Genomic DNA, 1,769 nt, shown 5'->3' on the forward strand with positions numbered 1-1,769 from the left:
CGATCCACCAACGAACCACCCGCCACCGGCCGAGCGGTCGCATTCCAGCCGTCGACGACCGTGTGCCGTTCGGCCGGGTCCAGGACGTCGAGCCGGTCGACGGGCAGGTCGGGGTCGGCGACGACCTGCCGGAGCACGCGGGTGAGCCGGTCGGCCAGCGCGCGGACGGTGGACTCGTCGAACAGGTCGGCGGCGTAGTGCAGCCCGCCTTCCAGGCCGGCCGGAGCGCCGTCGGCGTCCCGGTGTTCGGCCAGCGACAGCGACAGGTCGACGCGGGCGGCCTCGGTGCCCTCCTGCATCGGCAGGGGTTCGACCTGGAGGCCCGGCAGTGTCCAGGAGGCCGGGGGGATGTTGCCGAACGCCAGCATGACCTGGAACAGCGGGTGCCGCACCAGCGAGCGGGCCGGGCTGAGGTCGTCCACGAGCTGCTCGAACGGCAGGTCCTGGTGGGCGTAGGCGGCCAGGTCGGTGTCCCGGACCCGCGCCAGCAGATCGAGGAAGGAGGGGTTGCCGCTGACGTCGGTGCGCAGCACCAGCGTGTTGACGAAGAACCCCGCCAGCCCGTCCAACGCGGCGTCCCCCCGGCCCGCCACCACCGTGCCGATCGGGATGTCGGTGCCCGCGCCCAGCCGCGCCAGCACCGCCGCCAGCGCCGCCTGCACCACCATGAACGCCGTCGCGCCGCCGCGCTGCGCCAGCCGCAGCAGACCGGCATGGGTCTCGGGATCGACGTTCATCGGCACCGTCCCGGCCCGGAACGACGGCGTGGCCGGGCGGGGCCGGTCGGTCGGCAGGACGAGTTCTTCCGGGGCACCGGCCAGGGCGTCGCGCCAGTAGCCGAGCTGGCTGCTGATCAGGCTGCTCGGGTCGTCCAGGTCGCCGAGGACCTCGCGCTGCCAGATCGCGTAGTCGGCGTACCGGACGGGCAGCGCCGGCCAGTCCGGAGCCCGCCCCTCCCGCCGCGCCGCGTACGCGACACCCAGGTCGCGGGCCAGGACGCCCATGGACCAGCCGTCCACCGCGATGTGGTGGGCGACGATGCCGAGGACGTGCTCGTCGTCGTCCAGCACGAGCAGCCGGGCCCGCCAGGGCAGCTCGCGGCCGAGGTCGAAGCGGGCGGTGGCGTCGGCGGCCAGGGCGGCGCCGAGGTCCTCGGCGGCGATCCGGTCGATCCGCAGCCGCGGCTGTCCGGCCGGGCCCGTCAGGATCCGCTGGTAGGGGGTGTCGCCGTCGTCGGGGAAGACGGTGCGGAGGGTCTCGTGCCGGTCGGCGAGGTCCGCGAGCGCCGCCTCCAGCGCCGTCACGTCCAGCCTGCCCGACAGGCGCAGCGCGAGCGAAAGGTTGTAGCCGGCGCCCGTTCCCTCCTGCTCCAGCCGGTTCAGGAACCACATGCGCTGCTGGCCGAAGGAGAGCGGCACCCGCTCCGGACGGGGACGCGCGGTGAGTGCGGCACGTCCCGCGCCGTCCTCCGCCGAGACGGCCCGTGCGACGCCCGCCGGCGAAGGCGCGGCGAACAACGCCCGGATGCCGATCTCGGCGTCGAACACCGCCCGCACCCGGGCGAGCAGCCGCATCGCCAGCAGCGAATCTCCGCCCAGCTCGAAGAACGAGTCCTCCGCCCCGACCCGCTCCAGGCCGAGGACCTCGGCGAACAGGCCGCACACGACCTCTTCCGTGGCGTTCAGCGGGGCACGTCCGCCCGAACGTCCGCCGTAGTCGGGGGCGGGGAGGGCGGTGCGGTCGAGTTTGCCGTTGGCGGTGAGGGGAAG

The 1,769-nt window shown here is 74.6% G+C and carries 1 protein-coding gene; it reads right to left on the reverse strand.

Features of this window, described 5'->3' with window-relative positions; all coding sequences use genetic code 11:
* On the reverse strand, nt 1-1,769 hold a 1,769-nt coding region (locus ABD879_RS32485), incomplete at both ends, for a condensation domain-containing protein (RefSeq protein WP_345025621.1).

Origin of the sequence: Actinomadura keratinilytica (assembly GCF_039539665.1) — a bacterium.
GTDB classification, from domain to species: domain Bacteria; phylum Actinomycetota; class Actinomycetes; order Streptosporangiales; family Streptosporangiaceae; genus Spirillospora; species Spirillospora keratinilytica.